At 67.2% G+C, this 26,655-nt stretch carries 25 protein-coding genes; 7 read left to right on the top strand and 18 right to left on the bottom strand.

All coding sequences use genetic code 11. The features are described from left to right. Nucleotides 1-229 precede the first annotated feature (229 nt). Nucleotides 230-880 (bottom strand): carbonic anhydrase, encoded by a 651-nt coding sequence (locus HV798_RS05935; protein WP_175191663.1) that lies wholly within the window; start codon nt 878-880, stop codon nt 230-232. 172 nt (nt 881-1,052) lie between these two features. Continuing rightward, on the bottom strand, nt 1,053-1,391 hold the full coding sequence (locus HV798_RS05930; protein ID WP_025138295.1) for an FxLYD domain-containing protein: 339 nt from the start codon (nt 1,389-1,391) through the stop codon (nt 1,053-1,055). Between the two features lie 491 nt (nt 1,392-1,882). On the opposite strand from HV798_RS05930, the gene HV798_RS05925 reads away from it, so the two are divergent. Next, nucleotides 1,883-2,224, top strand: a complete 342-nt coding sequence (locus HV798_RS05925; protein WP_175191664.1) for a PsiF family protein — start codon at nt 1,883-1,885, stop codon at nt 2,222-2,224. A gap of 73 nt (nt 2,225-2,297) precedes the next feature. Here HV798_RS05925 and HV798_RS05920 read toward each other — a convergent pair whose 3' ends face one another. From HV798_RS05920 to HV798_RS05895, 6 genes are read right to left on the bottom strand one after another with little or no spacing between them, the layout of a single operon-like run. After that, on the bottom strand, nt 2,298-3,338 hold the full coding sequence (locus HV798_RS05920) for a cyclase family protein (RefSeq protein WP_175191665.1): 1,041 nt from the start codon (nt 3,336-3,338) through the stop codon (nt 2,298-2,300). Nucleotides 3,339-3,343: 5 nt separating this feature from the next. Then, nucleotides 3,344-4,123 carry a 3-oxoadipate enol-lactonase gene (pcaD, locus tag HV798_RS05915; RefSeq protein WP_025138292.1) on the bottom strand — a complete coding sequence of 260 codons (780 nt, stop codon included), beginning with the start codon at nt 4,121-4,123 and terminating at the stop codon, nt 3,344-3,346. Between the two features lie 52 nt (nt 4,124-4,175). After that, a complete protein-coding gene (locus HV798_RS05910; RefSeq protein ID WP_025138291.1) occupies nt 4,176-4,472 on the bottom strand; it encodes a YciI family protein in 297 nt (98 codons plus the stop codon). Nucleotides 4,473-4,484: 12 nt separating this feature from the next. Next, complete coding sequence (catC, locus tag HV798_RS05905; RefSeq protein WP_175191666.1) at nt 4,485-4,760, bottom strand: muconolactone Delta-isomerase; 276 nt, start codon at nt 4,758-4,760, stop codon at nt 4,485-4,487. Between the two features lie 11 nt (nt 4,761-4,771). Further along, the gene (locus HV798_RS05900; RefSeq protein WP_025138289.1) at nt 4,772-5,416 is read right to left on the bottom strand and encodes a 3-oxoacid CoA-transferase subunit B; all 645 of its coding nucleotides are present in this window, start codon (nt 5,414-5,416) and stop codon (nt 4,772-4,774) included. Further along, nucleotides 5,413-6,102 (bottom strand): 3-oxoacid CoA-transferase subunit A, encoded by a 690-nt coding sequence (locus HV798_RS05895; RefSeq protein WP_175191667.1) that lies wholly within the window; start codon nt 6,100-6,102, stop codon nt 5,413-5,415. Before HV798_RS05895 ends, HV798_RS05900 begins: the two co-directional genes overlap by 4 nt. A gap of 169 nt (nt 6,103-6,271) precedes the next feature. Here HV798_RS05895 and HV798_RS05890 point away from each other — a divergent pair, with 169 nt between their 5' ends. Continuing rightward, nucleotides 6,272-7,054: an IclR family transcriptional regulator gene (locus HV798_RS05890; RefSeq protein ID WP_175191668.1), complete on the top strand. Its 783-nt coding sequence runs from the start codon at nt 6,272-6,274 to the stop codon at nt 7,052-7,054. A gap of 50 nt (nt 7,055-7,104) precedes the next feature. Here the strand turns inward: HV798_RS05890 and HV798_RS05885 are convergent, their stop codons facing one another. From HV798_RS05885 to ppc, 7 genes are all read right to left on the bottom strand, one after another. Further along, nucleotides 7,105-7,833, bottom strand: a complete 729-nt coding sequence (locus HV798_RS05885) for an SDR family NAD(P)-dependent oxidoreductase (RefSeq protein WP_025138286.1) — start codon at nt 7,831-7,833, stop codon at nt 7,105-7,107. 55 nt (nt 7,834-7,888) lie between these two features. Next, nucleotides 7,889-9,229, bottom strand: coding sequence for a short-chain fatty acid transporter (locus HV798_RS05880; protein WP_025138285.1), 1,341 nt, complete (start codon nt 9,227-9,229; stop codon nt 7,889-7,891). A gap of 186 nt (nt 9,230-9,415) precedes the next feature. After that, nucleotides 9,416-10,351: a 3-hydroxyacyl-CoA dehydrogenase family protein gene (locus tag HV798_RS05875; RefSeq protein WP_175191669.1), complete on the bottom strand. Its 936-nt coding sequence runs from the start codon at nt 10,349-10,351 to the stop codon at nt 9,416-9,418. A gap of 254 nt (nt 10,352-10,605) precedes the next feature. Further along, the gene (locus HV798_RS05870) at nt 10,606-13,077 is read right to left on the bottom strand and encodes a TonB-dependent siderophore receptor (RefSeq protein ID WP_425486122.1); all 2,472 of its coding nucleotides are present in this window, start codon (nt 13,075-13,077) and stop codon (nt 10,606-10,608) included. Between the two features lie 110 nt (nt 13,078-13,187). Continuing rightward, nucleotides 13,188-14,183, bottom strand: a complete 996-nt coding sequence (locus HV798_RS05865; RefSeq protein ID WP_175191670.1) for a FecR domain-containing protein — start codon at nt 14,181-14,183, stop codon at nt 13,188-13,190. 4 nt (nt 14,184-14,187) lie between these two features. After that, complete coding sequence (locus HV798_RS05860; protein WP_175191671.1) at nt 14,188-14,709, bottom strand: sigma-70 family RNA polymerase sigma factor; 522 nt, start codon at nt 14,707-14,709, stop codon at nt 14,188-14,190. 130 nt (nt 14,710-14,839) lie between these two features. Beyond that, nucleotides 14,840-17,689 carry a phosphoenolpyruvate carboxylase gene (ppc, locus tag HV798_RS05855; protein ID WP_175191672.1) on the bottom strand — a complete coding sequence of 950 codons (2,850 nt, stop codon included), beginning with the start codon at nt 17,687-17,689 and terminating at the stop codon, nt 14,840-14,842. A 169-nt stretch (nt 17,690-17,858) separates the two neighbouring features. On the opposite strand from ppc, the gene queC reads away from it, so the two are divergent. Beyond that, nucleotides 17,859-18,572, top strand: coding sequence for a 7-cyano-7-deazaguanine synthase QueC (gene queC / locus HV798_RS05850; RefSeq protein WP_175191673.1), 714 nt, complete (start codon nt 17,859-17,861; stop codon nt 18,570-18,572). A gap of 225 nt (nt 18,573-18,797) precedes the next feature. Next, on the top strand, nt 18,798-19,562 hold the full coding sequence (locus tag HV798_RS05845) for a winged helix-turn-helix domain-containing protein (protein WP_246288596.1): 765 nt from the start codon (nt 18,798-18,800) through the stop codon (nt 19,560-19,562). On the opposite strand, the gene HV798_RS05840 is transcribed toward HV798_RS05845, so the two are convergent. Further along, nucleotides 19,540-20,721, bottom strand: a complete 1,182-nt coding sequence (locus tag HV798_RS05840; protein WP_175191674.1) for an MFS transporter — start codon at nt 20,719-20,721, stop codon at nt 19,540-19,542. The two genes, HV798_RS05845 and HV798_RS05840, sit on opposite strands and share 23 nt — an antisense overlap. Continuing rightward, complete coding sequence (locus HV798_RS05835; RefSeq protein WP_175191675.1) at nt 20,718-21,263, bottom strand: GNAT family N-acetyltransferase; 546 nt, start codon at nt 21,261-21,263, stop codon at nt 20,718-20,720. The genes HV798_RS05840 and HV798_RS05835 overlap by 4 nt, the downstream gene beginning before the upstream one ends. A 198-nt stretch (nt 21,264-21,461) precedes the next feature. Here HV798_RS05835 and HV798_RS05830 point away from each other — a divergent pair, with 198 nt between their 5' ends. After that, on the top strand, nt 21,462-22,352 hold the full coding sequence (locus HV798_RS05830) for a LysR family transcriptional regulator (protein ID WP_175191676.1): 891 nt from the start codon (nt 21,462-21,464) through the stop codon (nt 22,350-22,352). Here HV798_RS05830 and HV798_RS05825 read toward each other — a convergent pair. Then, the gene (locus tag HV798_RS05825) at nt 22,300-23,337 is read right to left on the bottom strand and encodes a 2-isopropylmalate synthase (protein WP_175191677.1); all 1,038 of its coding nucleotides are present in this window, start codon (nt 23,335-23,337) and stop codon (nt 22,300-22,302) included. The genes HV798_RS05830 and HV798_RS05825 overlap by 53 nt on opposite strands. Nucleotides 23,338-23,678: 341 nt before the next feature. Between HV798_RS05825 and HV798_RS05820 the strand changes: the two genes are divergently transcribed. Together HV798_RS05820 and ilvD are read left to right on the top strand one after the other, a co-directional pair. Continuing rightward, nucleotides 23,679-24,506 carry an AraC family transcriptional regulator gene (locus HV798_RS05820; RefSeq protein WP_175191678.1) on the top strand — a complete coding sequence of 276 codons (828 nt, stop codon included), beginning with the start codon at nt 23,679-23,681 and terminating at the stop codon, nt 24,504-24,506. A 101-nt stretch (nt 24,507-24,607) separates the two neighbouring features. Beyond that, nucleotides 24,608-26,470: a dihydroxy-acid dehydratase gene (gene ilvD / locus HV798_RS05815; RefSeq protein ID WP_175191679.1), complete on the top strand. Its 1,863-nt coding sequence runs from the start codon at nt 24,608-24,610 to the stop codon at nt 26,468-26,470. Nucleotides 26,471-26,655 lie beyond the last annotated feature (185 nt).

Below are 26,655 nucleotides of genomic sequence, written 5' to 3'. Positions count from 1 at the left end.
CGTGCCGGCCGCGCGGGCGGCCTTGCTCGGCTTACGCGGTGTCTTGCGTCGGGGGGTGACGCTGCGCGCTTGCGGAGAGTGGGGGGCGCTGGCGACTTGGCGGAGTTTGCGCCGTGAGGCTCGTGCCTGTGTTGTTGCCAGCGTTTGAAAAGTGCGTACGCCTTTGGGCGTGGCGATGTCAGTGCTTGCGTTCAGCACGGCGGCTTGGCCGCCGCGCTGGGGGTGTGGCTTAGGCGGGCAGGCCGGTTTCCAGGCAGGGGTGGAATTCGCCGGTGGCGGGGTCGCGCAGGAAGAGGACGCCGGTGGCGACGCCGAAGTAGGTGCCGTGGAGTTCGAGTTCGCCCTTTTCCACGCGGCGGCGGATGGAGGGGAAGGTCATCAGGTTGTTCAGGCTGTGGCCGATGACGGCGAGTTCCAGGCGCTTGAGGTTGGCGGCGCGGTCGTCGGTGCCGGGGCCGATGGCTTCGGCGACGGGGGCGATCTGGGACATCCACTTGCCGATGAAGTCGCCCTTGGTGAGGGGCTTGGCGTCGTCGAAGAAGGCGCGGATGCCGCCGCAGGAGGCGTGGCCGAGGACGACGATGTGTTTGACGTTCAGGCCGTTGACGGCGAATTCGATGGCGGCGCTGGTGCCGTGGTACGAGGATTCGGAGTCGGGGTCACAGGGCGGGACGAGGTTGGCGACGTTGCGCACGACGAACATTTCGCCGGGGCCGGCATCGAAGATCGCTTCGGGCGAGACGCGGGAGTCGCAGCAGCCGATGATCAGGATTTCCGGGCTTTGCCCAGTTTCGGCCAGTTTTTCGTATCGGCTGCGTTCGGAATGGAAACGTCCTGCGAGAAACGATTGATAGCCTTCGGTGAGTCTTTTGGGAAACATGATCTTCACTTCCTTGGTAACGATGCCAGGCGTGCTGGCGCGCCGCGGACGCAACAAGGGGCTTCGTGTGGAAGCCCCTTTTGTCGAGTCGGCATGCGGAATTTTCCCATACTTGGACCCGGACTTGTTTGACTAAACCCTGATGTCGCCAGGGTTTTTGGTGCCCGCCCCACTATCTAGCCCGGATATCGAGGGCCGTCACTTTGGCGAATTGCAGGGGGGTGATGGCGCGGATCATCTTGATCTGGCCGGGGGCGAGGGGGCCGATGTCGTCGTCGCGGACGCGGCCGACTTCGCGGCCCTGGTCGTCGTAGAGGACGAAGGTGAGCATGACGTTGTTGACGGCGCGGGTGGACTGGTTGGCGAGCGAGCCGGTGATGGTGGAGACGTTTTCGTTGGTGTCGCGGATGGCCTGGATGTTGCCCAGGGTGACGCCGTAGAAGAAGCTTTGCGCGCTGGCAGCGCCGGTCAGGCCGGCCAGCAGGGCGACGAAGGCGAGGGCGGTTTTCATGCGGGTCTCCTGTGAGGCCGGCGCGGCGCGAGCCGGGCTGCCTGGGACGCGGTCTTGTGCTTGGCGTTGCCGCGGGTATGCGCCTATCTCACACCTTTCAGCGCGCGGGCACAACGGCCTAAAAGGATGAATGGGTAACAGGTTGCGCGGGATTGCCGCAGATTTCTCTGCGGATGCCACAAGTGCATCGGAATGTCTCCAAGTTGTGGGTGGTTGGGCGCATTTTCGGGGATGTTCGTGCGCGGGCGTGACGGTGATCTGTGGCGAAGTTGCCGCGTTTTCTCGGGCGGATTGGCGGTGTGGGCCCGGGCGTCTTTGCTGCGCCTTTCCGCAAGCTGAATGGGGCTGCGGCGTTAGCATTTGTTGTCTTTTGGGCGCTTGCGAAGCGGTCTGGTTTGTCCGATGATGACCGGGCCGGCACCTTGGCCGGCGGAACGTGCGGCCCGGTTGTGCGCGTGGATGGCGTCGGCGGGCGCTCAAGGGAGGAACTCATGCTTTCCCGTACTAGCCAGTTGGCTTCGGCCATTGTGTTGTCCGCCAGCTTCCTGGGCGCCGCCTATGCCCAGACGCCCGCCGCCACCACGCCCGCACCCGCCAAGACGCCTACCGCGCAGCAGCAGCGCATGGCCGATTGCAACAAGTCGGCGGAAGGCAAGAAGGGCGACGATCGCAAGACCTACATGAGCGCGTGCCTGAAGGGCGAGGCCCCGGCGCCCGCCAAGCAGCTGACGCCGCAGCAGCAGAAGATGAAGGACTGCAACGCCAAGGCCGGCGAACAGAAGCTGACCGGCGACAAGCGCAAGACGTTCATGAGCACCTGCCTGAAGGGCTGAACGCCGCTTGATGCAAAAAAAGCGCCGACCGTTGAACGGGTCGGCGCTTTTTCTTTGGGGGATACCGCGTGGCTTACACCGTCGCGATCGGCGTGACCGGCGATCCGATCGCGTGCGGCAGGCGCAGCGGCGGGGCGGTCAGCATGAAGCGGTGGCGGCCGTTGGCGTGCAGCCAGTCGGCCAGGTCTTTGAGATACCAGAGTTCGGCCAGGGGCAGGCCCAGCTTGAACAGGCAATGGTGGTGCAGCGGCAGCATGGCGCGCGGGCCGGTCTTTTCGCGGGCGGGGTAGGCCTCGACCGCGTAGTTGTCGGCGCAGATGGCGGCGATGCCGCTGTCGGTGATCCATTGCAGCAGCGCGGCATCGGTGCCGTCCAGCGCGGCGCCGTAGGTGTGCAGCACCTGGGCGTCGGGCGTGCCGTTCATGGCGACGACCGCTTCGGCGTAGCCGGTGCGCAGCACCAGCATGTCGCCGGGTTCGACCTCGATGTGGTCGGTGGTCAGCACGTGCATGAGTTCGGCGTGGCCGATCAGCGTGCGGCCGGGGCCGTAGTGGCGAAACAGGTCGACCAGTACGCCGCGGCCCTGCATGCCTTTCTGGGCCAGGTTTTCCACGCCCAGCTTCAGTGCGGCCGACGGGCCGCCGCTGTTGCAGCCGCAACCGGTGTGGTCGCCATCGGCCGGGCCCAGCACGTCCACGCCGGCCTGGAAGCCGTTGTAGTAGCGCAGTTCGGGCTTGCCGTCGCCGTCGGCGTCGAACAGTGCGCCCACGTGCGCCAGGGCGTCCCACTGGGTGGAATACTGCATGGACAGCAGCACCTGGTCGTCGCTCAGCACGTCCACCGCATCGGGGTTGACGTTGCGCAGCGGGAAGTTCAGGTAGGGCGTGTCCTGCAGCTTCGTCGGGCTCAGCTGCGGCGGATGACGGCGCGGGTTGAGCACGTTGCCGCCGGGCAGGTCCAGCGGCAGGGACAGGCAGAACGTCTTGCCGGCGCGGATTTCGCGCGCGCCCTTCAAGACTTGTTCTTCGGTGATGAGGTTCAGGCGGCCGAGTTGGTCGTCGGGTCCGAAATCGCCCCAATTGGAGCCTTCGGGCCGGTGGGTCCAGCGCTGCATGCGGTTCACTCCGTCAGGAAGTCGACGACCGCGCGGGTGAAGGCTTCCGGTTGCTCCCAGTTGGAAATATGGGAGGTATTCAATTCCAGGTATTGCGCGCCGGCGATGGCATCGGTCAGTTCGCGGCCCTGGGCGGGCGTGGCGGCCAGGTCGTGGGTGCTGGCGATGACCAGCGTGGGGGCCTTGATGGCCGACACCTGTTCGCGGAAATCGGCGTCGCGCAGCGCGGCGCAGTTGCCCGAATAGCCGGCGTCGGGCGTGCGGCGCAGCATGTCGATCAGCACCTGGGTCAGGCCCGGTTCGGCGGCGCGGTAGTCGTCGGTCAGCCAGCGCTGGACCAGCGTGGGCGCCATCTTTTCCAGCGTCTGTTCGGCCACGGCGGCGATGCGGGTGCTCCAGCCTTCGGCCGAGCCGATGCGCGCGGCGGTGTTGCACAGGATCAGTTTGTTGATCAGTTCGGGGCGGTTCAGCGCCAGCCACAGGCCGGTGGGGCCGCCCATCGACAGGCCGCAGAAGTGCGCCTGCTTGATGTTCAGGTGGGCCAGCAGTTCGGCGACGTCGTTGCCCAGCTGGGCAAAGGAGTATTCGCCATCCGGCACCGAGGATTTGCCATGCCCGCGGGTGTCGTAGCGCAGCACGCGAAAGTGCTTGCTCAATTCGGGCACCTGGCGCGCCCACATGTCGGCGCAGGTGCCGAGCGAATTGGACAGCACCAGCACCGGCGCGTCGGCGGGGCCGTCGATGACGTAGAACAGCCTTGCCTGGCTGAGATCGGCGTAAGACATGGGGAAATCCTCGGGAATGGGCAACGGCCGCCCGGGGGCGGCCGTGTCTTGATTACAGATGGCAGGTGCCGTTGACGTAGGCTTTGCGCCAGCGGGTGATGGTCACGCGGTCAAACAGCTGGGCATGGGCGAACGGGTCGGCATCGATGAACTGCTGCGCGGCTTCGCGCGTGTCCAGGTCGACGATGTACAGGCCGCCGCCCGCATCCGTGCCATCGTCCTGCAGCTTGGCGCCGCAGGCCAGCAGCAGGTGCTTGTTGGCATCCAGGTATTCCAGGTGCGCGGCGCGGTGCTGCTGGCGCACGGCCTGGTGGCCGGGCTTGTCGAAGGTTTCGATGATGTAGGGCATGGGCGGCTCCGGTCAGATCGCGGACGGATGGCGCGCCAGCGCCGTGACGTTGATGTCCATGTACGGGAACAGCGGCAGCGACGACAGCAGCGTGTGCAGTTCGTCATTGCTTTCGACGTCGAAGATGCTGACGTTGGCGTAGCGGCCGACCACGCGCCACAGGCTCTTCCATTTGCCATCGCGCTGCAGTTGCTGCGCCAGGGCCTTTTCGTCGGCCTTGAGTTTGTCGGCGCGTTCAGCCGGCATGTCGACGGGCAGGTTGACTTGCATTTGAACCATGAACAGCATTGCTTATCTCCTTATTGGGAAAACTTCAGCGGCAGGCCGGTCAGGCGCAGCAGCTCATCGGCGGTGACCTCGCCGAACATGTCGATGACGGTCACGCCGTCGGCGCGGATGTCGAACACGGCCACGTCCGTGTACACGCGCGACACGCAGCGCACGCCGGTCAGCGGATAGGTGCAGGCCTCGACCAGTTTGCTCTGGCCTTCGCGGGTGGTCAGTTCCATCATGACGAACACGTCCTTGGCGCCGATGGCCAGGTCCATCGCGCCGCCCACGGCGGGGATGGCGTCGGGCGCGCCGGTGTGCCAGTTGGCCAGGTCGCCGTGCTGCGACACCTGGAAGGCGCCCAGCACGCAGATGTCCAGGTGGCCGCCGCGCATCATGGCGAACGAATCGGCATGGTGGAAGAACGAGCAGCCGGGCAGTTCGGTGACGGGCTGCTTGCCGGCGTTGATCAGGTCGTAGTCTTCTTCGCCCTTGGCCGGAGCCGGGCCCATGCCGAGCATGCCGTTTTCGGTATGCAGGATGACTTCGCGGTCGGCCGGCAGGTGGTTGGCCACCAGGGTGGGCAGGCCGATGCCGAGGTTGACGTAGGCGCCTTCAGGGATGTCCTGCGCAACGCGGGCGGCGATCTGGTCGCGGGTCAGTTTGGTGCTCATTGCTGCTCCTTGGCGGCCGGGGTGGCAGCGATCTGCACGACGCGCTGCACGAAGATGCCGGGGGTGACGACGGTTTCCGGGTCCAGCGTGCCCAGTTCAACGACTTCACGCACCTGGGCCACGGCTACGCGCGCGGCGCTGGCCATGATGGGGCCGAAGTTGCGGGCGGTCTTGCGATACACCAGGTTGCCCCAGCGGTCGCCGCGCTCGGCCTTGATCAGCGCGTAGTCGGCGTGCAGCGGATATTCCAGCACGTACTGGCGGCCGTTGATTTCGCGGGTTTCCTTGCCGTCGGCCAGCGGGGTGCCGTAGCCGGTGGGCGAGAAGAACGCGCCGATGCCGGCGCCGGCGGCGCGGATGCGCTCGGCCAGGTTGCCCTGGGGCACCAGTTCAAGCTCGATCTTGCCGCTGCGGTACAGGCCGTCGAAGATCTGCGAGTCCACCTGGCGCGGGAACGAGCAGATGATCTTGCGCACGCGGTTGGCGCCTAGCAGGGCGGCCAGGCCGGTGGTGCCGTTGCCGGCGTTGTTGTTGATGATGACCAGGTCCTTCGCGCCTTGTTCGAGCAGGGCGTCGATCAGTTCCATGGGCTGGCCGGCGGTGCCGAAGCCGCCGATCATGACGGTGGCGCCGTCGGGGACGTCGGCGAGGGCGGCCGCCGCGCTTGCAACAAGCTTAGAAATCATGGTGTTCGCTCATAGGTGGCGTGTCATAATTTGTTCTTAATTAGAACTTTCGTTCTTCTGAAGAACATCGTTTCATGGGGATAGTCGACCGTCAAGGCAAGCCGGCGCGGTGCGATCTCCCCCGTTCAGGGTTGCCGGCAACGGCAACGCTTCTTTTCGCGGTAGACGGATGGCCGAGCAAGAAACCCAGCAACCCAGCGACAGCTACGTTCAATCCTTTGCGCGCGGCCTGTCCGTGATCCGGGCCTTCGGCCCCGAGCGTTCGCAGATGACCTTGTCCGAGGTCGCCGCCGTCACCGGCCTGACCCGCGCGGGCGCGCGCCGCATTCTGTTGACGCTCGAACATCTGGGCTACGTCACGGTCGAAGACCGCAAGTTCGCCCTGACCCCGCGCATCCTGGAACTGGGCTACGCCTATCTGTCGGGCACGCCGCTGTGGAACCTGGCGCTGCCCTACATGGAAGAAGTGGCGGAACTGACGCGCGAGTCGTGTTCCGTGTCGGTGCTGGAAGGCGCCGACATCGTCTACATCCTGCGGCTGTCGACGCACAAGGTCATGACCATCAACCTGGCGGTGGGCAGCCGGCTGCCGGCATGGGCCACGTCGATGGGCCGGGTGCTGCTGGCGGGCTTGTCCGCCACCGAGCTGGACCGCGTGCTGGCCATGAGCCAGATCCAGGCGTACACGCCGCACACTGTGACCGACGTCGCTGAACTGAAGCGGCTGCTGGCCGGCGTGCGCGCCGACGGCTACGCCTGCGTCGCGCAGGAACTGGAACCCGGCCTGCAATCGGTGGCCGTGCCCATCGTGGACCGCAGCGGCCGCGTGATCGCGGCCATGAACGTCAGCGGCCATGCCAATCGCTTTTCGCGCGAGGAAATGCTGGCCGCATTCCTGCCGCCGCTGCGCCGCGCCGCCGACCAGATCAACCACGCGCTGCTGCGCCGCTAGGCGGCGCGTACGCGCGGTGAATAGGTTGCGGGCGCGCATGGCGGCGGGCCTCAGATCGGGGCGACGCCCAGCGTCGTGCCGCCGCAGACATACAGCATCTGGCCGGTGACGAAGCCGTTGTCGGGCGACAGGAAGAACATCGCGGCGCGTGCCACGTCTTCGGGCGTGCCCAGGCGCTTGACCACGATGCTGTTGATGATGCGTTCGGTCTGGGGCGCGCCGGCCGGGTTGCTCTTGGTGAACAAGTCGGTGGCAATGGGGCCGGGGCCGATGGCGTTGACGGTGATGCCGTCGCCGCCCAGTTCCATGGCCAGCGTGCGCGTCAGTCCGACCAGACCTGCCTTGGTGGCCGAATAGACCACGCGGTCCGGCTTGCCCAGCGCGGCGCGCGACGACATGTTGACGATGCGGCCGAAGCCGGCTTCGCGCATGGCGGGCAGCGCGGCCTGCACCAGGATCAGCGCGGTGCGCAGATGCAGGTTCACCACATAGTCCAGGTCGGCCAGCGTGGCCGTATCGGCGGTGCCCGGGCGCGTGGCGCCGGCATTGTTCACCAACCCGACGATGTTGTAGGCCGCGGTGACCTCGGCGGCAACCGCCTTGGTACGCGCTTCATCGGTCAGGTCGGCCTGGTACGACACCAGCCCGGCCGGCGGATTCTCGGGCAGTTTGTAGTCGATATTGACCACCTTGTGCCCCGCGTCCAGCAGCATGCGGATGATGGCGGCGCCGATCCCGGCGCTGCCGCCGGTCACGAGATATGCGGTAGGTTTGCTCATATCGGTTTCCCGTTCCAGTCTTTGGTGCGCGGCGCCCCGCGGGGCGCCGCGGCTATCAGTGGGTCAAGTAGCCCCAGGCCAGCACGGCGGTGATGTGGATCACGCCCACCCACAGCATCATGATGACCGTGTAGCCCATCACGTCGCGCAGCTTCAGCTTGGACAGCGCCAGGGCCGGCAGGATCCAGAAGGGCTGCACGAGGTCGTTCCAGGCGTTGCCCAGCATCACGGCCATGGTGGTCTGGTTCAGCGCGCTGCCGATTTCGCGGGCGGCGTCGATCATGAACGGACCCTGGATGACCCAGTGGCCGCCGGCCGACGGCGCGAAGAAGTTGATGACGAACGAGCTGATCAGGCCCCAGAACGGCAGCGTGGCCGGCGTGGCGACGTCGACGAAGACCTTGGAGATGGTGGTGACCAGGCCCGAGGCGGCCATGATGGCCATGATGCCGGCGTAGAACGGGTACTGCAGGATGATGCCCGAGATCGTCTTGATGCCTTCGGTCAGCTTGGCCACGTAGGCGGCCGGCGTGCCCAGCAGGATGATGCCCAGGAACAGGATGATGAAGTTGATCAGGTTCAGGTCGAGCGAACCGCCGTCGATGAAGTGGAACGCCACGTAGGCCACGCCCAGCGCGCCGATCAGCAGGCTGAGGATGCGGCTGTTGTTGAGCTTGGAGGCAATGGTGCCTTTTTCCAGCATGTCTTCGGCCGCGTTGGACGCGTTGGCGTCGCGGTCGATGGCCGGATCCACTTCGACGATCTTCTCGCCCTTCTTCGGGTGCAGCCAGGCGTTGAGCAGCGGCAGCGTCACGATGATGACCAGGCTGGTGATCAGCATGGGCACCGAGAAGATGGTTTCGGTCAGCGGGATGATGCCCATCTGCTTGGCGGTGGGGTGGCCGGGGGTGGCGACCAGCACGGGGATGCTGGCGGACAGGCCCAGGCCGTACATGGTGAAGCCGCTGTAGGCCGAGGCGATGATCAGGGGGTAGTGCACGCCCTTGACCTTCAGTGCCAGCTTCTTGGCGACGATGCCGCCGATGACCAGGCCGAAGCCCCAGTTCAGGTAGCTGCCCACGCCGCCGACCAGGGTGGCGACGATGATGGCGGTGTGCGGCTTGTGCACGTGGCTGACGATGCGGTTGAGCAGGCGGTCGGTCAGCGGCGCGGTGGCCAGCACGTAGCCCATGGCCAGGATCACGGCCATCTGGGTGGTGAATGCCAGGAGGCTCCAGAAGCCCTTGCCCCAGGCGCGGGTGACGTCGCCGATGCCCTGGCCTTCGATGCCCATGGCCAGCAGCACGGTGAGCAAGGTCAGCGCGATCGCGAAAACGAAAGGATCGGGCAGATACTTGCGCATCAGCTCAGTAAAAAAAGATGCCAATTTATTCATGATGCCTCCAACGAACTCCGGTAAGGCGTATTGCTCTGGTGTCTTGCGCCGCGACGCGCCGGGTAGGGGCGCGCAGCGGGTGGGACGATCGGTTTCTTTGTGTGGTGGGCTCGTGGCCCGCTGGCGCGTCTGGCGGGTTGCCGCGCGCCTTATGTAATGGGTATTCGGGGTGCCTGCGGGGCGGCGTCAGGAATCGCCGGCTTTCTGGTTCAGCCAGGCGGCCAGTTCGCCCAGGGCGGCGCTTTTCTCGCGCAGCACCTGTTCGCGGCGCTCGGGGCTCCAGGTATAGAAACCCTGGCCGCTCTTGGCGCCCAACTGGCCCTGTTCGACTTTGCTCGTGAGCAGGTCGGACGGCGTGGTGCGGTTTTCGAGGTCTTGGTAGAGATAGCTGGCAATGGCGTGATGCACGTCGATGCCGTTCATGTCGCGCTGTTCGAGCGGGCCGGACAGGGCCAGGCGGATGCCGAGGCTCCATTTCACGACTTCGTCGATGTCTTCGGCGCTGGCCACGCCCTTTTCCAGCAGCGAGATGGCTTCGCGGGCCAGGGCGTGCTGGATGCGGTTGGCGATGAAGCCGGGGATGTCCTGGCGCACCAGCACGGGCCGCTTGCCGCCAAAGCGCAGGGTGGCCATGACGCGGGCGACGGTGTCTTCGGACGTGTCGTCGTTGCGCACGACTTCGACCAGCGGGATGACGTCGGCAGGCGTGAAGAAGTGGGTGCCCACGAAGCGGTCGCGGCGCGCCACGGCGCTGGCGATGGCGTTGATGGACAAGCCCGAGGTGTTGGTGGCGAAGATGGCCTGGGGCGGACACAGGGCGTCGAGCTTGGCGAACAGGCTGCGCTTGAGTTCCAGGTTTTCCGGGACGGCCTCGATGATGAGGTCGCTGTCGACGGCGGCGGACAGGTCGGCTTCCATGCGGATGCGCTGCAGGGTCTCTTGCACCTGGCCGGGGGCGTAGACGTTGAGCTGGCGTTCGATGGTGCCGCGGGCGCGTTCGAGGGCGCCGGCCATCGGATCAATCAGGACGATGTTCAGTCCCTTCGAGGCGAAGAGGGCGGCGATGCCGCTGCCCATGGCGCCGGCGCCGATGACGGCGAGATGCTTGAGGGGAGTATCCATGAGGGTTCGCTTGGGCCTTACATGGCGCGCGGCAGGCAGCACAGGCGGAACCAGGGAAATGCGATCTGTCTCTTCCGTCGGTGTCTTCCTGTGCGCGGGCCAGAAAAATCGTTGTGTTCTATATACGAACATTTGTGCGTATATAGAATTTCTGAGGAAGATAGTACTAAAAGTTGCCGGGGGTGGACAAATGGGGTTTTTGGGGTGTACGCCAGGTGGACGGCGGGGGCCGTTCGCCCCCGCCGGTCACGGCGTTACCAGCGATAGCTTGCCGTGCCGATCACCCGACGCGGCTCGCCATAGAAGCAGCCGTAAGTGCAACTGCCGATGTAGGTCTTGTCGGCCAGGTTGGTGGCGTTGAGCGCGAACCGCCATGGTCCGGTGGTGTAGCTGACCATCGCATCGAGCAGCGTGAACGACGGCACCTCGACCGCCGTGCCGTGCGCCATGCCGCGTGTGCTGCCGACATAGCGCACGCCCGCGCCGACTCGCAGCCCCGGCAGGCCGAAGGCGCCGAAGCCATAGTCGCCCCACACCGAGAATTGATTGAAGGGCACCGAGTTCAGGCGCTTGCCGACCTCGTCGGGCTGCAGCGGGCTGGCCTTGAGCGTGCGCGCATCGGTATAGGCGTAGGCGGCGATCAGGTTGGCGTGACGGCCGATGCGGGTGCGGGCTTCCAGCTCAAGGCCGCGTGCACGGGCCTGTCCGGCCTGGATTTCATAGTTCGTGTCGAACGGGTCGGCCACCGTCACGTTCTTGCGCGTCAGCTGGTAGATCGCCGCGGACAGCATGGTGTCCGACCCCGCCGGCTGGTAGCGCAGGCCGGCCTCGTATTGTTGGCCGGTGGTGGGCTTGAAGCGGTTGCCCTGGCGGTCCTGGCCGCTGGTCGGCTCGAACGATTCGCTGTAGCTCAGGAACGGCGCGAGGCCATTGTCGGCCAGGTAGACCACGCCGGCGCGGCCGGTGAAGGCCTGGCTCTTTTCATTGTCCGCGAGCTTTTCACCCGTGAAGAAATTGCGCTCGTTGAGCGTGACCCAGTCGTGCCGCCCCCCCAGCAGCACGACCCATTTGTCGGCGATCTTGATCTGATCCTGGAGATAGACACCCAGACGTTTCATGTCGCTTTTAGAGGACGATCCCGGGAAGGGTTGCGCGGGCCCCAGGGGCACGCCGTAGACCGGGTCGTAGAGATCGATGTTGTTGTTGGCGCGCACATAGCGCTCGGTCTCATGCTTGGGCAGCGAATAGTCCAGGCCGGCCAGCCACGTGTGGTGCAGCGGGCCGGTATCCAGGTCGTACTGCAGCGACGTATCGGCCACCACGGCGGATGAACGGTCCCAGCGCGGCATGGCGCCGCGGTCGGCCGTGTGGCGCTGATCGGCCTGCAACTGCCAGATGTCGGTAGAGAAATAGGTGCTGTCTGCGTGGAAGTAGCGCACGCTGTTGCGCAGCTTGAGCTGGTCCGTGAACGCGTGTTCGAACAGGTAGCCGACCGAATAGCGCTTCATGACGAATTTGTCGAAGCCCGGTTCGCCGGTGTATCGGTTGCGGGGGATCTTGCCGTTGATGTTTGGCAGCACCGTGCCCTGGGCCGGCAGGCCATAGACATAGGCCGTGCGATCTTCCTGGTATTCGGCCAGCAGCGTCAGGGAGGTAGCATCGGTGGGCTGCCACTTGAGCGCCGGGGCCACGTAGGTCCGGTCATCCGGGACGTAATCGATGAAGGCGTCGCTGTCGCGCTTGAGGGCGGTCAGGCGATAAGACCATTTGCCCTCGTCGTCGAGGGCGCCGCCAAAGTCGCCGGAAATCTGCTTGCGGCGAAAGTTGCCCGCCTCGATGTTCAGTTCATGCAGCGGTTCGACAGTGGGCCGCTTGCTGACCGTGTTGATCACGCCGCCCGGCGGCGCGGCACCATAGAGCACCGAGGCTGCGCCCTTGAGGAATTCGACCCGTTCCAGGCCGTACAGCTCCTGGCGCCCGTTGTAGATGTTCACTGTGTACAACGTACCGTCGCGGAAATAGTTGCCCTGGCTGCCGCGAAAGCCGCGCAGGAACAGGCTGTCGGAGGTACGGTCCTGGCCTTCCGCGCGGCTCACGCCCGCCACGTAGCCCAGCGCGTCCTGCAGGCTCTGCGCTTTGAGCGTCTCGATTTCTTCCGCCCCCACCACGGTGATCGATTGGGGCGTTTCGATGATGGGCGTGTCGGTCTTGGTGCCGGTGGCACTGACGCGGGCGGCGTAGCCATGCAGCGGACCGGTGGCGCTTTCCGGCCGTGCGGTGACGGTGACGGCCTCCAGCGTGGTGGCGTCCGACGACGTGGCTGGCGCGGGCGCGAGGGTGTAGCTGCCGTTGGCTTCGCGCCGGGCTTGCAGGCCGTGGCCGCGCAGCAGCGCCGCGAAACCTTCGCCCACGGTGTAGGTTCCGGCGATGCCGTCGCTGCGCTTGCCTTGCAGCAGGCCGTCGTTCATGGTCAGTTCGACGCCTGCCGCGCTGGCGTAGGCATTGAGCGCCTGGCCGAGCGGGCCGGCGGCCACGGTGTAGGGGCGGCGCGCCTCGGCGCTGGCCTGGGCCTGTGCCAGCGGCGCGGTGGCGCAGGCGGCCAGCCCGCCGCCCATCAAGAGCGCCAGCCGGATCGCGGCGGCGCGCTGCGAGGCGGCCAGGCGACGAAGCGGGCGGGAAGACGGCGCGGCAGGTGGGCGGCGACGGAACGGCGGGTGAACGGACATGAAGTAAGCCTTGCTGATCGGGTCGAGGGAAAAGGGAGTCACCCTGTATCCCGAACGAGCCGGCCTGAGGGACAAGCGATCGCGCAGAAAAGTTGTAACGGCGGCGGGCGTCAGTCTGCGGGACGATCCGCCGCGCGCAGCGTGACCCAATAGCGCGTGCGATACACGACGGCCACCGGTAGCCCGCGCGTCAGGTTCTCCAGCGCCCTGTCGGTGTCGCGCAGTGAAAACACGCCGCTCACGCGCAGGTCGGCGACCGCGGGGTCGCAGCGCACGACGCCGGACCGGTAGCGCGCCAGTTCGGCGGTGAAGTCCTCCAGGCGCATGCCGTCGGCCACCAGCAGGCCCCGGCTCCAGGCGGCCGCGTCATCGTTCGCGGCCGCGGGCGGCTCGACGCGGTCGCGCGAAAAGCGCGAGCCCTGGCCGGCATCCAGGCGGACGGCCTGGCCCGGCGCGTCCATGGGGCGGATTTCAACCGCGCCTTCGAACACCGCCACGCGCGTGGTGTCGTCGTCATCGCGCACGCTGTAGCGCGTGCCCAGCGCCTGTACCGAGCCGTGCCGCGTGCGGACCAGGAAGGGGCGCGCCAGGGCGGCGGTATCGGGCGCGGTGGCAATCAGGATTTCGCCTGCGCGCAGCACCACCAGCCGTTCGGTATCGGAAAAGCGCAGGTCGATGGCCGACGCGGTGGACAGGGTGACGCGCGTGCCGTCCGGCAGGGTCAGGTCGCGGATTTCGCCCGTGGCGCTGCGGTAGTCGGCTGTTGCGCGCTGCCAGGTGCCGGTGCTGCGTGCGGCATAGCCGGCGCCCAGCACGATCACTCCCAGGCTCAGCGCGCGCAGGGCGCGGCGCCGGCCGGCGCTGGTTGCGGGTCGGCGCAGGGCATGGCGGGCGGCGTCCCGCGGCAAGCCCAGGAGCTTGCCCTCGAACGCCAGCAGGCGCTGCCAGGCCTGTTCATGATCGGGGTGCCTGGCGCGCCAGCGGGCGCAGTCGGTGCGGTCCTGGTCGGTGACGTCGTCCGACCACAACTGGGCGATCCATTCGGCCGCCTGCTGCAGGATGGCGGGGTCCAGGGCCGGTTGGGCCACGCGGGAGGCGTCTGTCATGGCGTCAACCGTGCGCCGCCCACTGCGCCTGGTAGCAGGCCAGCAGGGCGGCAGCGATGTATTTCTTCACCGACGACACCGACACGCCCAGCCGCGCCGCAATGTCGCTGTAGGGCAGGCCGTCCAGCTTGCACAGCAGCAGCGCTTCGCGCGCCTTGGCCGGCAATTGGTTGAGGATGGCGTCGATCTCGACCAGGGCCTCGATGGCCAGCGCGCGCGCTTCTTCCGACGGCGCCTGCGGGCGCGGCAGGTGGGCGATGGTTTCCAGGTAGGCGGCTTCGATCTGGCGGCGGCGGTGCAGGTCGATCACCAGGCAGCGGGCGATCTGTGCCAGATGCTGGCGCGACTGGTGCGGTTCGGGCAGGCGGCCGCTGTGCAGGATGCGCAGGTAGGTGTCGTGCGCCAGGTCGGCCGCGTCCCAGGCGTCGCCCAGCCGCCGCCGCAACCAGCTGCGCAGCCAGCCATGGTGTTCGGCATACAGGCTCTCGATGCCCTGTCGCGGCACGGCGGATTCGGGGGGGGACATGGCACGGCCTCCGGCGCAAAGGCATGCGGAAGGCCCGGCGCAATGAGATGAGAATAATACTCATTTTATAGCGTAGGCCGGCACCCCCGCAATGCATGGCCGGGCGCCGTGCCCAGCCATGCGCGGTCACTCAACCCGAATTGCGCAGCCCCGCCGCGATGCCGTTGATGGTCAGGTGGATCGCGCGTTGCACGCGTTCGTCGGCGTCGGGATTGGGGTGCTTCAGCGCGGCGCGATGGCGGCGGATCAGGTCGATCTGCAGGTAATTCAGCGGGTCGATGTAGGCGAAGCGCTCGCGCAGCGAGTCTTGCAGCGTGGGGTTGTCGGCCAGGAGTTCGCGGCGGGTCAGCAGTTTCAGCATGGCCAGTGTGCGCGCGTGTTCGGCGCTGATCTGGCCGAAGATCTTTTCGCGCAGGCCGCGCTGGGGCACGAGCTGGGCGTAGCGGGCGGCGATGGCCAGGTCGGATTTGGCCAGCACCATTTCCATGTTGGACAGCAGGGTGCGGAAGGCGGGCCAGTCCTGCGCCATTTCGCGGAGTTGGGCCAGGCGGCCGCGCTTGGAGCGAGGGGCGTCGGGGGCGCCGGTTTCCAGGTAGGCCTCGATGGCCGAACCCATGCCGTACCAGCCGGTGAGCATCAGGCGGCATTGGGCCCAGGAAAAGCCCCAGGGAATGGCGCGCAGGTCTTCGATGCGCTGGCCCTTCTTGCGCGAAGCAGGGCGCGAGCCGATGTTCAGGCCGGCGATTTCGGCGATGGGCGTGGCGGCAAAGAAGTATTCGGCAAAGCGCGGCGTGTCATAGACCAGGCCGCGGTAGCTGCGCTGCGCGGTTTCGGACATGAACGTCATGGCCGGGCCGTGGTGGGCCATGTGCGCGTCTTCGGCGCTGGTGGCTTCGGCGCGCGGCGCCAGGCTGGATTCCAGGGTGGCTGCGACCAGCAGTTCCAGGTGCCAGCGGCCGACCTCGGCGTCTTTGTATTTGCTCTGGATGACTTCGCCCTGTTCGGTCAGGCGGATCTGGCCGGCGACCGTGCCGGGGGGCTGGGCCAGGATGGCGTCGAAGCTGGAGCCGCCGCCCCGGCCGACCGAGCCGCCGCGGCCATGGAACAGGCGCAGCCGCACGTGGCGCGCGGAAAAGACGTCGACCAGGGCGCGTTCGGCCTGGTAGAGCGACCAGTTGGACGTGAGGAAGCCGCCGTCCTTGTTGCTGTCGGAATAGCCCAGCATGACTTCCTGGGCGCCGTTCTGCGCCTGCTTCACGCGCTGGCGGATTTCGGGCAGGTCGAGCCAGGCGGCCATGATCTCGGCGCCGCGCTGCAAGTCGGGAATAGTTTCAAACAGCGGCACGACCATCAGGCCGTCTTCGGGCGGAATGTTCTGGCCCGCGGGGGCGATCAGGCCAGCCTCTTTCTGCAGCACCATCACTTCGAGCAGGTCGCTGAGGGTTTCGGTGTGCGAGACGATGGTCTGGCGCACCGCCTGCTTGCCGTAGCGCTGGCGGCCGGCGGCGGCGGCGCGCAGCACGGCCAGTTCGCGGGTGGTGTCTTCGCTGTAGGCGATCCAGGGCGAGGCCAGCGGGCGGGCCTGCGCCAGTTCGGTGCGCAGCAGCGCGACGCGGGCGGCTTCGTCCAGGGCCAGGTAGTCCAGCGGCTGGCCGTCGTGGGTGGCGCCCGCGCGGGTGAACAGTTCGGCCAGCGCGCGTTCGTGCACGTCGGAGCTTTGGCGCAGGTCGACGGTGGCCAGGTGAAAGCCGAACACTTCCACGGCCTGTTGCAGGCCGGCCAGGCGCAGCTTGCCGATGGGGGCGCCGTGGTGGGCGGCCAGCGATGCGGCGATGACGGCGAGGTCGGCGGCCAGCTCCTGGGGCGCATCGTACGGCGCTGCGGCCACCGTGCTGCGCCGGGCCAGGTTCTGGCCGGTCAGGCGCTGGGCGGTGGCGGCCAGGCGGGCGTAGACGCCGACCAGCGCGCGGCGGTAGGGCTCGTCGCTGCGGTGGGGGGAGTCGTCGCCGCTGCGGTCGGCCAGGGCCAGCAGGTCGGCATCGGCGGCGATGAGCAGGGTGGTGATGGAAAGCTCGGCGCCCAGCGCGTGGACTTCCTGCAGGTAGTGCTCGAACAGCACGGTGGCCTGGCGCAGCAGAGCGCGTTCAAGCGTGCCGGCATCGACGTTGGGGTTGCCGTCGCGGTCGCCGCCGATCCAGCTGCCCATGCGCAGGAAGGGTTCCAGCGGCGCGGGCGGGGCGGCAAAGGGCTTGGGGCCGTCGCGGTTGAGCAGCTTGGACAGGTCGGCGTACACGCGCGGAATGACGGGCAGGAAGGTGCTGCGGTAGTACGACAGCGCGTTCTCGATTTCGTCGGCCACCGTCAGGCGGGTGTAGCGCAGCATGCGGGTCTGCCACAGCGTGGCAACGCGGCCTAGCAGCGCGGCGTCGAGTTCGGCCAGTTCTTCGGGGGTGAGCGGCGTGTCCCGCTGGGCCAGGGCGCTGGCGATTTCGCGGTGCACGTCCAGCGTGCTCTTGCGCTGCACTTCGGTGGGGTGGGCCGTCAGCACTGGCATGACGCAGGCATCGGCCAGCAGGCGGCGGATGCGCGCGGCCGATACGCCTTGGCGGCCCAGCGCTTGCACGGCATCGCGCAGGCTGCCGCGCGCGGGGACGTCACCGGTCAGGGCGCGGGCCCGTTGGCGGCGGTTCTGGTCGCGGTCTTCGGCAATGTTGGCCAGGTGCAGGAAATAGCTGAAGGCGCGCGCGACCGAGTTCGGGTCGCTGCCTTCCAGGCGCTTGACGCGCTGTTCCAGCAGTTTGCCGTCGGCATCGTTGCCTTCGCGGCGGAATTTGACGGCGGTGCGGCGCAGCGTTTCGATGGTGTCGAAGACGCGTTTGCCTTCGCATTCGGCGATGACTTCGCCCAGTAACCGGCCTAGCAGCCGGATGTCGTGACGCAAGGGTTCTGCTGAATCGGACTGCGGGCGGCTGGCATTCATCGGGCGGGAGATCCGTCGGGCTGCGGGAATGGGAAGGGTGGGAACGTGCGCGCTGCTGTGAAACCGTGATGAAAAACGGAATCGATTTTACGCAGGCTTCCTTACGGGAGAGGCGCCTGGCTGCGGTAAAGTCTGGCCTATCCCTTCGTCTTTCCAGAAACCCCCTTTCATGCAAAATCACCAACGTCGCGCGCTCGTGCTGTTTTCGGGCGGCCAGGATTCCACCACTTGCCTGGCCTGGGCGCTGGACCGCTATGCCCATGTGGAAACCGTGGCGTTCGATTACGGCCAACGCCACCGCATCGAGCTCGATGCGCGCCTGAACGTGCTGCGCGAATTCCGTGCGCGCTTTCCCGAGTGGGCGCCGCGCCTGGGCGAAGACCATCTGCTGGACCTGAAGGTGCTGGGCCAGGTGGGCGACACCGCCATGACCAGCGACCGCGCCATCGAGATGCAGGCCAACGGCCTGCCCAATACGTTCGTGCCGGGCCGCAACCTCTTGTTCCTGACGCTGGCCGCCGCGCTGGGCTACCGACGCCAGCTGGACGTGCTGGTGGGCGGCATGTGCGAAACCGATTTTTCCGGCTACCCCGATTGCCGCGACGACACCATCAAGGCGCAGCAGGTGGCGCTGGGCCTGGGCCTGGGCAGCCGGGTCACCATCGAAACCCCGCTCATGTGGATCGACAAGTCCGAAACCTGGGCGCTGGCGCACACCTTGGGCGGCGACGCGCTGGTCGAGACCATCGTCGAAGAAAGCCACACCTGCTACCTGGGCGAGCGCGGCGCGCGGCATGCCTGGGGCTACGGTTGCGGCACCTGCCCGGCCTGCAAGCTGCGGGTGGCCGGTTGGGAAAAATGGGTGGCGGCGAAAGGGGCCTGACAGGCCGCCACGGATATCGCTACGTTTCGCCGATCGCTGAATTCTATTTCGATATATTGAATTTTCTTCATTTTAAAATGAGGAAAATTCAATGATTTAGTTCGTTTAGAACGCTGTTTAAGGATTGAGTGCGCTTTTTTTGCGACCCTGTTCCAAGTGTTGAGATGCAAATAAACATTTCAATACCGTTCGATGGAAAGGCGTCATTAATCAGGGCTCAATCTCATGACTCGGTCGCGCATCATCCTCATCTTCGACAATGAATTTGCCAAGCAGGGCATCTCGAATTCCCTGGAGCAGATCGGTTTCGTCCTGAACCCCGTTTCGTTGCAGGATTCGGCGCCGCCGCGCCATCCCGGCGACATCCAGGTGCACCTGTGCCTGCCTCGGGACCTGGACATCACGATCGGGCAATTGCGAGCGCGTTTCTCGCATTCCACGATCATCGCCATCCGCAACATGGAAAGCCCGGCCGTGCGCATCAATGCGCTCCTGGCCGGCGCCGACAGTTGCTACGGCACCAGCATCAGCTACAGCGAGGTCGCCGCGGCAATCCAGTCGGCGCAGCGCAAGCTGTCGCTGTGCCTGCCGGTGCAACCGGCGGCGCGCCGTGTCGAGGCGCCCGCCTGCGTGCTGGAAACCCGCGTGGCGGACAACGCCTGGCGCCTGTGCGACAACGAGTGGACCTTGCTGTCGCCGGCGGGTGCGGGCGTGAACCTGACGCCGATGGAGCGGGCGGTGCTCAAGGGCATGCAAGGGCATCCCGACAAGGTCGTGCGCCGTAGCGATTTCGCGGTCGACGACATGGACATTCCGGGCAATGGGCGCGCGCTGGACCTGGTCATCAGCCGCCTCAAGCGCAAGGGTGAGGCGGCGGGGCTGTCGATTCCTATCCGCAGCATGCGCGGATCGGGCTATTCGTTTTCGGGCGCGTTGGTGCAGGACGCGGACGATGGCCGCGCGCCCATCATTCTCGCGTCCGGGCGATGAAGCGCCAGCGCAATGCCAGCGCCGCGGCCAGGATGGCCGTGGCCAATCCGGCCGACAGGCCCATCGCGGCGCGTGCCCCGTGCTGTTCGACCACGTAGGCATAGGCTACCGGCGCGGCTGCGGTCAAGAGGAAGCTGGGGATGAGCAGGGCGCCCACCAGCGCGCCGTAGCTGCGAAAGTCGAACAACGCCAGCGGCAACGTGCCGCGGGTGATGGTCATCAGGCCGTTGCAGGCGCCGTACAGCAAGGCGTAGGCGGCCAGCGCAACCAGGCTGCCGCCGGACAGCAGCGCCAGCCCGAAGCACAGCGGCAATAGCGCCGCCACCGCCAGCGTGAGCGTCAGCGGATGCAGGCGCGAGCCCAGCGCCACGTCGGCCAACCGCGAGGCGAACTGCCCGACGCCCCACAGGGCCGCGATATTCACGGCCATTGCGCCGGGCAGGCCCTGCCCCGACAGCAGCGGGATCAGATGAGCCGCGTTGCCGGCCGCCAGGAAGTTGGTGAGCATGGCGATTGCCGCGTACAGCAGGCCAGCCAGACGGCGTTCGGCCTTGTCGCGCGCCAGGCCCGTGCCGGCCTGGCCGGCATCCTTGATGGGCGCGGCGTAGCGGGCGCGCGGCAGCGCCAGGTAGAGCGGCAGCGTGGCCAGCGCCAACGCGCCATAGGCCAGCACGGCGCCGCGCCAGCCCAGCCAGCCCGACAGCGCATGGCCCACCGGCCACATCACCGTGGATGCCAGTCCGCCGAACAGCGTGATCTGCGACATCGGCCGCCGCGCGGCAGGCCCGGCGGCGCGCGCCAGTGACGCGAAGGCAGCGTCGTACAGGCACAGCCGCATGCCCACGCCCAGCAGCATCCAGGCTGCGAAGTACGTCACGACGCCGTGGGTGGCGGCCAGCGCGGCGCAGCCGGCGGCGGCCAACACGGCGCCCGCGGGCATGACGCGGTGGCCGCCCCAGTGGTCGACCGCGCGGCCGGCCAGCGGCGACACCAGCGCCATGACGACGATGGCGGCCGAGAAGCCGCCGTACACGGTGGCGGCGTTCCAGCCCAGGTCCGCGGCCATGTCCGGGCCCAGCGCGCCGATCAGGTAGAAGGTGACGCCCCAGCCGACCAGTTGGGTCAGCCCCAGGCAGACGATGGCCCGCGGGGCGATCACGGGCGTTGCGGCGGCGTCGCGTCGCCCTCGCCCAGCGCGCGTTGCATCAGCACCGTGTCGCGCCATTCGCCATGCTTGTGGCCCACCGACCGCAGCGTGCCGACCGGATGAAAGCCCTGGCGCGCATGCACCGCCAGCGAGGCGGCGTTGCGGCTGTCGCCCACCACCGCCAGCATCTGGCGCCAGCCGGCCGCGGTGCAGCGGTCGATCAGCGCGGCCAGCAGCTTGCCGCCGATGCCCAGGCCGGCGCGGCCGGCCTTGACGTAGACGGAGTCTTCGACGGTGTGGCGATAAGCCGGGCGCGGACGGTAGGCGGTGACGTAGGCATAGCCCACGACTTCGCCGTTGATCTCGGCCACCAGGTAGGGCATTTCCTTTTCCAGGATGCCGGCGCGCCGCTGGCGCATTTCGGCAATGGACGGCGGGTCCAGTTCGAATGACGCGGTGCCGTGCTGCACGTGGTGCGCGTAGATGGCCTTGATGGCGGGCAGGTCGGCTTCCGCGCTATCGCGGATCAGGACGGTGGGGGCGGGTTGCGACATGGAAACGGAATGCGAAAAGGGTGGGCAGGCAAATCGCCATGCAGGCGGGACAAGCAGCCGCCAGTGTGGCGCAACGCCATGCATAAATAAAGCTTTGGTTTATTATGAAAATCATAAGTAAAACTTTGGTTTTTGCCGACCCTTGACCGGTCGCCATGGGGCACGGCACGGGGCCGGGAAATCTCACGGAGCGGGCACATGCGGGGACTGAACCTGGACGCCCTGCGCACCTTTGCGCAGGTCATCGAACTGGGCAGCTTTTCGGCCGCCGCCGAGCGCGGCGGCATCACGCAGCCAGCGGTCAGCCTGCAGGTGCGCCAGCTGGAACGCCGCTTCGGCCTGAAGCTGGTCGAACGTGTGGGCCGCCGCGCGGGTCCCACCGCCGCCGGGCTGGAATTGCTGACCCACATCCGCGCCATCGACGCTGCGCTGACGCAGGCCGAACAGGCCATGACGGCGCATGCCTCCCAGGTGACGGGCCGGGTGCGCCTGGGCACCGGCGCCACCGCCTGCACCTACTTGTTGCCGCCGTTGCTGGCCGACCTGCGGCGCCGTTTTCCGGCGCTGGACGTGGTGGCCAGCACCGGCAACACCGCCGACATGCTGCGAGGTCTGGAAAACAATACGCTGGACATCGGCCTGGTGACGCTGCCGGCGCCGGGCCGCATGATCGAGGCCACGCCGGTACTCGAAGACGAGTTCGTGGCGATCTTTCCCGTCCGCGGCGCGCTGGCCATTCCCGATACGGCTACGCCGCAGGCCTTGGCCGCGCTGCCGCTGGTGCTGTTCGAACCGGGGGCGCGCACCCGCCGGCTGGTGGACGACTGGTTCGAAGCCGCAGGCGTGGCGGCCAAGCCGGTGATGGAACTGGGCAGCACCGAGGCCATGAAGGAAATCGTGGCCGCCGGCCTGGGCTGCGCGGTGCTGCCCAGGCTGGCGGTGTCAGGCGCGGGCCAGCGCAGTGCCTTGGTCGTGCGGTCGTTGACGCCGCGCCTGTCACGCACGCTGGCCATCGTCGTGCGCCGCGACAAGCCGCTCAGCCGGGGCTTGCGGCACCTGCAAGAGGCCTTGCTGGCGCTGCGGCGCTGAACGCATAGGGGTGGAATACGTCCACCGGCAACTGGTTGCAGGCCTCGACACAATCGCGCACGGCCGCCATGTCGGTGAAGTCCAGGCCGCTGGCGATGCCTTGCCTGTCCAGGTTCATGGCCAGCGTCACCAGGTCGACGTTGCCGGTGCGTTCGCCGTTGCCGAACAGGCAGCCTTCCACGCGGTCGGCGCCGGCCAGCACCGCCAGTTCAGCCGAGGCCACGGCGGTGCCGCGATCATTGTGCGGATGCACGCTCAGCACGATGCTGTCGCGCCGCGCCAGGTGCCGGTGCATCCATTCGATCTGGTCCGCATAGACGTTGGCGCTGCTGCATTCCACGGTGGACGGAAGGTTGATGATCATCTTGCGTTCGGGCGTGGGCCCCCAGATGGCGCTGACCGCATCGCAGACCTCCAGCGCGAAATCCAGTTCGGCCAGGCTGAAGGTCTCGGGCGAATACTCGTAGGTCCACGCCGTGTCCGGGTGCGCATCGGCCAGCGCACGGATCTGGCGCGTGCCGGCCAGGGCGATCTCCTTGATCTCGGCGCGGCTCATGCCGAAGACGATGCGACGCCACTGCGGCGCGATGGGGTTGTACAGGTGCACGATGGCGCGGGGCGCGCCGCGCAGCGCCTCGAAGGTGCGGGCGATCAGGTCGGGTCGCGATTGCGTCAGCACTTCAATGGTGACGTCGTCCGGAATGCGCCGCTCTTCGATCAGCTTGCGCACGAAATTGAAGTCGGTGTCCGAGGCCGACGGAAAGGCCACCTCGATTTCCTTGAGTCCCACGGCCACCAGTTGCTCGAAGAAGCGCAGCTTGCGGGCCGCGTCCATCGGTTCGATCAGGGCCTGGTTGCCGTCGCGCATATCGGTGCTCATCCACACGGGCGGCGCTTGCAGGCGCCGGCTGGGCCAGGTGCGCTGGGCGTAGTCGTGCGTGAAGGGTTGGACAGGGCGGTATTTGTGTTGGGGATGGTCAAGCATGCAAACCTCCGGCCGCGCAGGAGAGCGCGGCGTGTGTGGGCCGCCGGTCTGCGGCGGTCGGGCAAGGGAGGTGGCGAACGGGCCCGTCAGAGGGCCCGGGGCTGCCGGGCGGCCACGGGGCGCAAGGCCCGGCAACCGCGCGCTAGTCGTAGCGCGGCACGCTGTCCGTGCCCGGCCACGGCGGCCGTGACCGATCCGCGCAGGGCGGAACGGGTGGGGGCGACGGTCGGGCGGGCAGACATGAATCGGACAGGCCAACAGGGGAATCAGACAGGTTGGCCAGGATGGTAGGTACACTGGAAAAGACCGTCTAACGCCATTCAGGCATCAATCGTCGAGAAATGGACAAATCCAACCCGTCGCCCACGCCGACCAAGGCCCGCAAGCCCGCCGGCCTGGACCTGTTTCCTTATGAATCATCGCTACGCCCGGTGGCCGGGCTGGCGGTGGATTACGAGGACGGCCATCGCGTGCGGCGCCACCGGCATCGCCGGTCGCAGCTGCTGTACGCGATTTCGGGGGTGATGGTGGTGGATACCGACGCGGGCATCTGGGTGGTGCCGCCTACGCGCGGCGTCTGGGTGCCGGCCTGGATGCCGCACGCCATCCGCATGAGCGGCGAGCCGCGCATGCGCACGGTGTTCGTCGAACCGGGCGCGGTGGCGCATCTGCCGGCCGAATGCTGCGTGCTGTCGGTGTCGCCGCTGCTGCGCGAGCTGATGGTGGCGGCTGCCGAGGTGCCGCTGGACTGGAAGCCCGGCACCCGCGACGGCCGCCTGATGATGCTGCTGCTGGACGAACTGAAAGAAGATCCGGTGCTGCCGCTGCACCTGCCGCAGCCGTCCGAGCCGCGCCTGGCCCGCATCTGCCGCGCCATCGTGCGCCATCCCGAGCGCCAGGCGGGCGCGGCCGACTGGGCGCGGGAATTGGGGGTGGATCCCAAGACGGTGCACCGCCTGTTTCTGCGCCATACGGGCATGACCTTCGGCCGCTGGCGCCAGCAGGCGCGGCTGCTGGCGGCGATGGAGCGGCTGGCGCGCGGCGACCGGGTGCTGGACGTGGCGCTGGACCTGGGCTACGAAAGCCCCAGCGCGTTCGCGGCGATGTTTCGCAAGGCGTTGGGCGAGCCGCCCAGCGCATTCGCGGCCCGCGGCACGGCGTCCGCCTGATGGCCATGTAGCGGCCCCAGGGTGGCCTGCGGACGCTGCCGGCCGGAACCAGCGTATTATTTACCGTTTTGCCGCCCACGCTAACCGCCTGAGACAAGATCATGCCGCACTACCGTTCCCGCACCTCGACCCACGGCCGCAATATGGCCGGCGCCCGCGCCCTCTGGCGCGCCACCGGCATGAAGGACGGAGACTTCGGCAAGCCGATCATCGCGGTGGTCAACTCGTTCACGCAGTTCGTGCCGGGCCACGTGCACCTGCGCGACCTGGGCGCGCTGGTCGCCAAGGAAATCGAAGCCGCCGGCGGCGTCGCCAAGGAATTCAACACCATCGCCGTCGATGACGGCATCGCCATGGGCCACGGCGGCATGCTGTATTCGCTGCCGTCGCGCGAACTGATCGCCGACTCGGTCGAATACATGGTGAACGCGCACTGTGCCGACGCGATGGTCTGCATCTCGAACTGCGACAAGATCACCCCGGGGATGCTGATGGCCGCGATGCGCCTGAACATCCCGGTGGTGTTCGTGTCGGGCGGCCCGATGGAAGCGGGCAAGGTCAAGTCGCCGACCGACGGCAAGGTCATCGCCAAGATCGACCTGATCGACGCGATGATCAAGGCGGCCGACCCGAAGGTGTCGGACGCGGAAGTGGCGGAAGTCGAACGCAGCGCATGCCCGACCTGCGGCTCCTGTTCCGGCATGTTCACGGCCAACTCGATGAACTGTCTGACCGAGGCCATCGGCCTGGCGTTGCCGGGCAACGGCACGATCGTGGCCACGCACGCGTGGCGCAAGGGCCTGTTCGAGCAGGCTGGCCGCCTGGTGGTGGACCTGTGCCGCCGCTATTACGTGGAAGAAGACGAATCGGTGCTGCCGCGCAATATCGCGACCAAGTCCGCGTTCCAGAACGCGATGGCGCTGGACGTGGCGATGGGCGGTTCGACGAACACGGTGCTGCATCTGCTGGCCGCGGCGCAGGAAGCGGGCGTGGATTTCACGATGGCGGACATCGACCGCATTTCGCGCAAGGTGCCGTGCCTGTGCAAGGCGGCGCCGGCCACCGACAAGTACCACATCGAAGACGTGCACCGCGCCGGCGGCATCCTGGGCATCCTGGGTGAACTGGCGCGTGCGGACCTGCTGGACCTGTCCTGCGGCAACGTGCACAGCGGCACGCTGGGCAAGGCCATCGAACAATGGGACGTGGCGGGCGGCGCGGGTGAAGCGGCGCAGAAGTTCTACCGCGCGGCCCCCGGCGGCATCCCGACGACGGTGGCGTTCAGCCAGGACGCCACGTTCCTGACGCTGGATACGGACCGCAAGACGGGCTGCATCCGCAGCAAGGAAAACGCCTACTCGAAGGACGGCGGCCTGGCAGTGCTGTACGGCAATCTGGCCGAGAAGGGCTGCATTGTGAAGACGGCTGGCGTGGACGAGTCGCAATGGGTCTTTACGGGCCGTGCGCGGGTGTTCGAGAGCCAGGACGACGCGGTGGAAGGCATTCTGGGCGACAAGATCGTGGCGGGCGACGTGGTGGTGATCCGCTACGAAGGCCCGAAGGGCGGTCCGGGGATGCAAGAGATGCTGTACCCGACGTCGTACTTGAAGTCCAAGGGCCTGGGCAAGACGTGCGCGCTGTTTACGGACGGGCGCTTTTCGGGCGGTTCGTCGGGGCTGGTGATCGGGCATGCGTCGCCGGAAGCGGCGGAAGGCGGCACGATCGGGCTGGTGGAAGACGGCGATACGATCGAGATCGATATTCCGAATCGGAAGATGCATCTGGCGGTTTCTGATTCGGAGCTGGCTCGGCGTCGGGCTGCTATGGAAGCTCGGGAGAATGCTTGGGAGCCTGTGGGGCGGGAGCGGGTTGTGTCGTTGGCGTTGCAGGCTTATGCGGCGTTGGCGACTTCTGCGGATCGGGGGGCTGTGCGGGATTTGTCGCAGTTGAAGCAGAAGCGGTGATGCTTTGCTGGTGAATTAGGGAACGGCGCCTTGAGGGCGCCGTTTTTTTTGTGCGTTGGATTGTTTGTTCTTCGTAGGTCGCCCGGCGCGGGGGTGGCTTGCGGAGTGGGCGCCCACGATTGCGGTCCGGCGCGCCGGCGCCGGACTTCCCCTTCGTCATCCTCGTACGCCTTCGGCTCCCTACG

Origin of the sequence: Achromobacter deleyi (genome assembly GCF_902859705.1) — a bacterium.
Classification (GTDB): Bacteria; Pseudomonadota; Gammaproteobacteria; order Burkholderiales; family Burkholderiaceae_B; genus Achromobacter; species Achromobacter deleyi.
Note: the sequence above shows the minus strand (reverse complement) of the source record. Positions and strands in the feature narration are given on the sequence as shown.